Here is a 7,267-nt window from a genome sequence, read left to right as displayed (position 1 = left end):
GCTCACCGGTCACGCGCTCCTCCGCCACGACGAGGTCCGCCACGCCCCGCTCCTTCAGGACTCGGGCCGCCTCGCCCGGGTCGGGCGTCGTCACGACGAGCCTGCCGCGCGCGCCCGCCGCGAGCTCGGCCACCGGGCCCTGGGTGATCAGCCGGCCCCGTGTCATCACGGCGGCGTGCGTGCAGACCTGCTCGATCTCGTCGAGGAGGTGCGAGGAGAGGAAGACGGTGGTGCCCTCGGCCGCCAGTTCCCGCACCAGAGTGCGGATCTCCCGCATGCCCTGGGGGTCGAGGCCGTTCGTCGGCTCGTCCAGGACGAGGAGCCGCCGGGGCTGGAGCAGCGCCGCCGCGAGGCCGAGCCGCTGCTTCATGCCCAGGGAGTACGCCTTCGCCTTCTTGCCCGCGGCGGCGGTCAGGCCCACGCGGTCCAGGGCGGCCTCGGCGCGCCTGCGGCGGGTACGGGGGTCGGCCGCCGGGTCGGCGGAGTCGTACCGCAGGAGGTTGTCGCGGCCCGACAGGAAGCCGTACAGGGCGGGGCCCTCGATCAGCGCCCCGACGTGCGGGAGCACGGTTCGCGCGGCGCGCGGCATGGGGCCGCCGAGGACGCTCGCGGTGCCCGATGTCGGCGCGATCAGGCCCATCAGCATGCGGATGGTGGTGGTCTTGCCCGAGCCGTTCGGCCCGAGGAAGCCGAAGACGCTGCCCTCGGGAACACCGAGGTCGAGCCGGTCCACCGCGAGATGATGGCCGTAGCGCTTGGTCAGGGCACGCGTCTCGATCACGAGGCCTGGCACCGCTTCCTCCTGTCACCCGGTTCCCCGGGCCCCTGTCCGGACCACGTCGGCTCCCGCGACTGTCCGGACCACGTCGGCTCGCGCGACCGCCCGGACTGGACCCGCGCCTACCGGTTCGCCGCCTTGACCAGCGCGTCCTTCGTGACCGCGCCTACGTAGACCTTGCCGTCGTCGGTGACGAGGGCGTTGATCAGGCGGGTCGAGAAGACCGTGCCGGAGCCGAACTTGCCGTCCACCCGGTCGCCGAGCGAGTCGAGGAACTTCTGCGCGTCCTGCGGGACATCGCCCGAACCGGCCGTCGGCAGGCCCCGGCCGCCCGGCAGCTTCAGCTCGGCGATGGAGCTCCAGCCCTCGCCGATCACGTTCAGGCCGCTCAGGTCCTCCTCCGTGAACTCCTCGCCGTCCCTGCCCCGGTACTTGTCCTTGAAGTCGCGGCTCTCGCCGTGCTCGTCGGCCTCGGTCACCTTCGCGCCCTTGGGCGGCGTGAAGTCGAACGTGGACGCGGACGGCTTGCCGAAGTCGACCGCGGTGAAGCCCACGTCGACGACGGCGGCGCCGCCGGAGGCCGGGGTCAGGGTGAACTTGAGCGACGTGCCCGTCTTCGCGTCCACCGCGACCGTGATCCGGCCGACCGTCGACCCCGACTGCTTCGGCTCGACCACCAGGCGGTACGCGTCGCGGCCCGCGACCTGCGCGGTGCCGTCGACCGTGACCGACGTGGTGTCGTCGACGGCCTTCAGGGCCCGCTCGGCGAAGTCCCGGGGAGTGGCGGGGATGTCGTCGGCGCCCTTCTTGCCGTCCTCGTGGCCCGCGCCCTTGCCCGCCTCCGCGTGGTACGCCTCGTTGGACGCGCTGTCGTACGCCCACACCTCGTCGCCGTTGTGGATCAGGCTGTACTCGGCGGCGTCGCCGAGGACCGACACCTTCTGGCGGTCGGGGCCGTCGGCCGCCACCCGCAGCGTGTGCGTGCCGGAGGCCAGCTCCATCAGCTTGCCCTTGGGGTCGGCGGCCGAGCCCTCGCCGCCCTTGCCGCCCTCGCCGTGCTCCGCGCCACCGCCACCGCCACCGCCGGTGAAGCCGCCCGCCATGCCGCCGAGCGACGGCAGGCCGAGGTCGGTGCTGATCTTGACGTTGCCGGAGAGCTGCTGCGTGTCCGACGCGGCCATCTTCTCGATGAGTTCCTGAGCGGTGATGCCGGGCAGATCCGGGTCGCCCGAGGTGGCGAGCGCCGGGACGAGCCCGATGGTCGCCGCCGCCACCCCCGCCACCGCGACCGGGACCGCGTAGCGGGCCGCCTTGCGGCGGCCGGCGCGGAGTTCCCCGGTCTCACTGGTGTCCTGTGCCGGTTCGTACGGTGCCATGGTGTGCCCTACCTCCGTGATCGGCGGCGGCCTTCGCTGTACGTACGTACGTGTCTTCGTCCACCCCGCGCCGCCATTCTCACCCGAATTGGTCAGGAGTGGTGGTCCTTGTCGCTCTCCATCCGACCAAATCGGCCGGGCAGAAGCGTCAGACCCCGGGCGCAACTCGGCGTACTGCCATGGGATGACACAGAGCGGCGGCGCCTCCCCCATCCCGTAGGGGATGCCGTCGCCGCGCTCCGGCCGATCTCGGGGGCGGCGTCAGCCCGCCCGGTGAACCACCAGGTCACAGAGCTCCACCAGGGCGGCCTTGGCGTCTCCGTCCGGCAGCGGCGCGAGCGCGGCCCGCGCGTCCTTGGCGTAGCGGACGGTGTCCTTGCGGGCCTGTTCGAGGGCGGGGTGGGCGCGCGGCCTGGCGAGGGCCTCGGCGTGCCGGGCGTCGTCGGTGAGGTCGGAGTCGAGCAGCTCGCTCAGGGCGATGTCCTCGGGCAGGCCGAGCCGCGCCACGCGCTCGCGCAGCCGCAGGACCGGCAGCGTGGGGATGCCCTCGCGCAGGTCCGTGCCCGGGGTCTTGCCGGACTCGTGGGAGTCGGAGGCGATGTCGAGCACGTCGTCGGCGAGCTGGAAGGCGACGCCGAGCCGCTCCCCGTACTGCGTGAGGACGTCCACGACGGTCTCGTCCGCGCCGGACATCATCGCGCCGAACCGGCAGGCCACGGCGACCAGCGAGCCGGTCTTGCCGCCGAGCACGTCGAGGTAGTGGTCGACCGGGTCGCGGCCCTCGGCGGGGCCCGCGGTCTCCAGGATCTGGCCGGTGACGAGCCGCTCGAACGCCTCCGCCTGGATGCGGACCGCGTCCGGGCCGAGGTCGGCCAGGATGTACGAGGCGCGGGCGAAGAGGAAGTCGCCGGTCAGCACGGCCACGGAGTTGTTCCAGCGCTGGTTGGCGCTGTCGACGCCCCGGCGCACGTCCGCCTCGTCCATCACGTCGTCGTGGTAGAGCGTCGCGAGATGCGTGAGCTCCACGACCACGGCGGACGGCACGACGCCCGGTGCGTAGGGGTCGCCGAACTGGGAGGCGAGCATCACGAGCAGCGGACGGAACCGCTTGCCCCCGGCCCGCACGAGGTGCTGGGCGGCCTCGGTGATGAACGGGACCTCGCTCTTGGTGGCCTCTAGGAGGCCCTCCTCGACAGCCGCCAACCCTGCCTGGACATCGGCTTCGAGAGCCTGGTCCCGCACGCTCAGCCCGAAAGGCCCGACGACGGTCACGAGAGGTTCTCCTGTCTGCTGACGATCACATGGCGAACTCGGTCGATCATTAAAACTCGGTCGATGACACGGTTTGTCGATGTGTCGCTGCCATCACTCAAGTCAGCGTATCCGGTCGCGTTTCGATCACGGCGAGCACCTGCCCGCTCGTCGTCCGTGACCACCCTGCTCAGGGCTCCGCGGATCACTTCTCCTCCTTCCGGTCAACCAGGCCGGGCGGCTCACGATCAGCACCGGTATGTTGCTGATCAGCCCATACGACCGACAGGACCAGACCGCACCGATAGGTGTGCAACGATCGGGAGCATCCGCTTTGTCCCGTACCACGGCCGAGCACGAGCCGCCCGCCGAGCCTCCGGCTCAGCCGCCGCCGGGTGACGAGCGCGCCTTCTTCGGGCAGCCGCGCGGCCTGCTCACCCTCTCCGGCCTGGAGGTCTGGGAGCGGTTCTCCTTCCTCGGCATGCAGGCCATCCTGGTGCTGTACTTCGCCGACTCGGTCGCGCACGACGGCATGGGCATGGACCCGGCCACCGCCGCGTCCGTCTCGGCGGCCTACGGGACGCTCGTCTATCTCGTCTCCGTGGCGGGCGGCTGGCTGGCCGACCGCATCCTCGGCTCGTACCGCGCGGTGCTGTGGGGCGGTGTCCTCATCGCCTGCGGCCACTACTCGATGGCGGTGCCGACCGCGGCCATGACATGGGCCGGCCTCGGTCTGATCAGCGCGGGAACCGGGCTCCTGAAGCCGAACGTGGCCTCGATGGTCGGCAAGCTCTACCGCACCGAGGACGAGCGCCGCGACGCCGGTTTCGCGCTCTACTACATGGCGATCAACGTGGGCGCCTTCGCGGGCCCGCTCATCACCGGCTGGCTCGGCGACCACAAGGGCTGGCACTGGGGCTTCTCGGCGGCGGCGATCGGCATGACGTTCGGCCTCGTCCAGTACGTGCTCGGGCGGCGCCATCTCGCGGGGCGCAAGGCCTCCGCCGAGTACGCCCTGGAGCCGGGCGCCATGCGGCGGGCGGTCCTGCTGATCGTCGGCGGTCTCGTCGTGGCCGCCGCCGTCGCGGGGCTCCTCGCCGCCGCCGGCCGGCTCACCATGGACCGCTTCGTCGACCTGCTCACCCTCATCTCGGTGATCGCCCCGGTCGCCTACTTCGCGGTGATGTTCCGCAGCCCGCGCGTCACCGGCGACGAGCGGCGCCGCCTGCGCCCCTATGTGGTGCTCTTCCTCGCGTCGGTGGTCTTCAACTTCATCCTCTTCCAGGCCTACTCGACGATGATGCTGCTGGCCTCGACGAACGCCAGGACCGAGATCCTCGGCTACCACTTCCCCGCGAGCTGGTACGCGTCCGCGCTCGGCGCCTTCGAGGTCGCGCTCGCCCCCGTGGTCGCCACCGTCTGGGCGCGGATGGGCCCGCGCCAGCCGCACGCCTCCAACAAGATCGCTTTCGGTGTGATCCTGGGCGGCCTGTCGTTCCTCCTGATGGTCCTGCCGACCGCGGGACACGGCGGCGACACGTACAGGATGGCCGCCTGGTGGATCGTCGGCTCCTATCTGCTGCTCGGGCTCGGTGACGTCCTCCTGGAGACGTCCGGCATGTCCGCGACGACCAAGCTCGCGCCGAAGGCCTTCGCCAGCCAGACGATGGCGCTCTGGTTCCTCTCCCTCGCGCTCGCCAACGGCATCCAGGCCCAGGTCGTCAAGGTCTACGGAGAGGTCTCCGACCCCGTCTACTTCGGCGTGAACGGCGGCATCGCCGTCGTCGCGGGCATCGCCGTGATCGCGCTGGCGCCCTGGCTGCGCCGCACGATGCACCCCGTCCACTGAGGCCCCGTCCCCCCTCTGCTCTCCCGAGGTTCCCCCCATGACCCACCTGAACATCCGCTCCGCGTTCCCGTACGAGACGACGCGCGAGGACATCCGCGTACCCCTCGCCGACGGGACCAAGCTCTACGCGCGCGTGTGGCGCCCGGTCACCGACGAGCCCGTCCCCGTGCTCCTCGAATACCTCCCCTACCGGCTCAGCGACTGGACCGCGCCGCGCGACTTCCAGCGCCACCCCTGGTACGCGGGCCACGGCTACGCCTCCGTGCGCGTCGACGTGCGCGGGCACGGCAACAGCGAGGGCCTGCCCACCGACGAGTACTCCGCGCAGGAACTCGCCGACGGCGTCGAGGTGGTGAACTGGCTCGCCGCCCAGCCGTGGTCGACCGGCAGGGTCGGCATGTTCGGCATCTCCTGGGGCGGCTTCAACTCCCTCCAGATCGCGGCACTGGCCCCCGAGCCGCTCAAGGCGATCGTCACGGTCTGCTCCGCGGACGACCGCTATGACAACGACGTGCACTACATGGGTGGTTCCGTCCTGGCGGTGGACATGCACGCGTGGGCGGCGACGATGCTGGCCTTCGTCTCACGCCCGCCGGACCCGTACTACGTGGGCGACGCCTGGCGCGACATGTGGCTGACGCGCCTGGAGGCCGTGGAACCCCTCATCCACACCTGGCTGGACCACCAGACCCGCGACGACTACTGGCGCCACGGCAGCGTCTGCGAGGACTACTCCGCCATCGGCGCCGCCGTGCTCGCCGTCGGCGGCTGGCACGACCCCTACCGTGACACGGTCCTGCGGCTCGTCGAGCACCTCCCCGACGACCGGGTGCGCGGGCTCATCGGCCCCTGGTCGCACCAGTACCCCGACCGCGGCCTGCCGCCGGGCCCGGCGATCGGCTTCCTCCAGGAGACCCTGCGCTGGTGGGACCACCACCTCAAGGGCGTGGACACCGGCGTCATGGCCGAGCCGAAGCTGCGCTCCTGGATCAGCGAGTCCCACCCGCCCGCGACCGTCTACCCGGAGCTGGCGGGCGGCTGGGCGGGCGACCCCGCGTGGCCCTCCCCGAACGTCACCCGCACCGCGTACGCGCTCCAGGGCGCCCCGCAGATCGTCCGCTCCCCGCAGCGGACGGGCCTGGACGCGGGACGCTTCTTCCCCTTCGGCAATGACGCGGACCTGCCACCCGACCAGCGGGACGAGGACGCGAAGTCGGCGTGCTTCGAATTCGAGGTGGACTCCGAGGTACGGGTGCTCGGGCGCCCCGGGGTGACGCTGCGGCTGCGGATGGACGTGCCGTCGGGACAGGCCGTCGCCCGCCTCTGCGACGTCGCGCCCGACGGCTCGTCCACACTGGTCACCCGGGGCGTGCTGAACCTCTCCGCCCGCCATGGCAGGGACCGCGCGGAGCCATGGCGGCCCGGCGCGACCGAGGACGTGACCTTCGAGCTCAACGGCATCGGGCACACCTTCCCGCCCGGCCACCGCATCCGCCTCGCGGTCTCCTCCGCGTACTGGCCGTGGATCTGGCCGCAGCCCGACTCGGCGGCGGGCTTCACGCTCGACCCGGCGGGCAGCGCCCTCGAACTCCCCGTGCGCACCGGCGATCTCGACCCGTCGATCACCTTCGAGCCGCCGGAGCAGGCGGAGCCGCTCGGCGTCGTCTCCCCCGCCACGCTCGACGAGGAGCGGCCCGAACGCCTCGTCGTCCGCGATGTCGCCAAGGGCGAGTGGCACCTCTCCGTCGACCCGCGCTACGGCGGCACGCGCGTGTACCCCGACGGCCTGGAATTCACCGAGGACGCGCTGGAGTCCTACACGATCAACGAGTCCGACCCCCTCACCGCCCGCACCCGCTCGGACTGGACGATCCGCCTGCACCGCCCGGAACTCGGCTGGGACGTCACGATCGAGACGCACTCGGAGATCCGGTGCACCGCGAAGGACTTCCTGACCTGGAACGAGGTGATCTGCCGGGCGGGCACGGAGGTCGCCTTCCACCGGACCTGGGA

5 protein-coding genes are annotated in these 7,267 nt (G+C 71.8%); 2 read left to right on the top strand and 3 right to left on the bottom strand.

All coding sequences use genetic code 11. From position 1 onward, the window contains the following. The 3 genes from AB8Z36_RS27050 to AB8Z36_RS27040 form a co-directional block, all read right to left on the bottom strand. Positions 1–793, bottom strand: a 793-nt coding sequence (locus AB8Z36_RS27050; protein ID WP_369215991.1) for an ABC transporter ATP-binding protein, incomplete at its 3' end; no start/stop codon positions are given. A 107-nt stretch (positions 794–900) separates the two neighbouring features. After that, complete coding sequence (locus tag AB8Z36_RS27045; protein WP_369215990.1) at positions 901–2,154, bottom strand: LolA family protein; 1,254 nt, start codon at positions 2,152–2,154, stop codon at positions 901–903. Between the two features lie 261 nt (positions 2,155–2,415). Further along, the gene (locus tag AB8Z36_RS27040; protein ID WP_369215989.1) at positions 2,416–3,426 is read right to left on the bottom strand and encodes a polyprenyl synthetase family protein; all 1,011 of its coding nucleotides are present in this window, start codon (positions 3,424–3,426) and stop codon (positions 2,416–2,418) included. A gap of 313 nt (positions 3,427–3,739) precedes the next feature. On the opposite strand from AB8Z36_RS27040, the gene AB8Z36_RS27035 reads away from it, so the two are divergent. Further along, positions 3,740–5,254 carry a peptide MFS transporter gene (locus tag AB8Z36_RS27035; RefSeq protein ID WP_369215988.1) on the top strand — a complete coding sequence of 505 codons (1,515 nt, stop codon included), beginning with the start codon at positions 3,740–3,742 and terminating at the stop codon, positions 5,252–5,254. A 46-nt stretch (positions 5,255–5,300) separates the two neighbouring features. After that, on the top strand, positions 5,301–7,267 hold a 1,967-nt coding region (locus tag AB8Z36_RS27030), incomplete at its 3' end, for a CocE/NonD family hydrolase (protein WP_369215992.1).

Origin of the sequence: Streptomyces flavofungini, assembly GCF_041028215.1 — a bacterium.
In the GTDB taxonomy this organism is placed as follows: domain Bacteria; phylum Actinomycetota; class Actinomycetes; order Streptomycetales; family Streptomycetaceae; genus Streptomyces; species Streptomyces flavofungini_B.
This window is presented reverse-complemented; position numbering and strand designations above follow the sequence as displayed.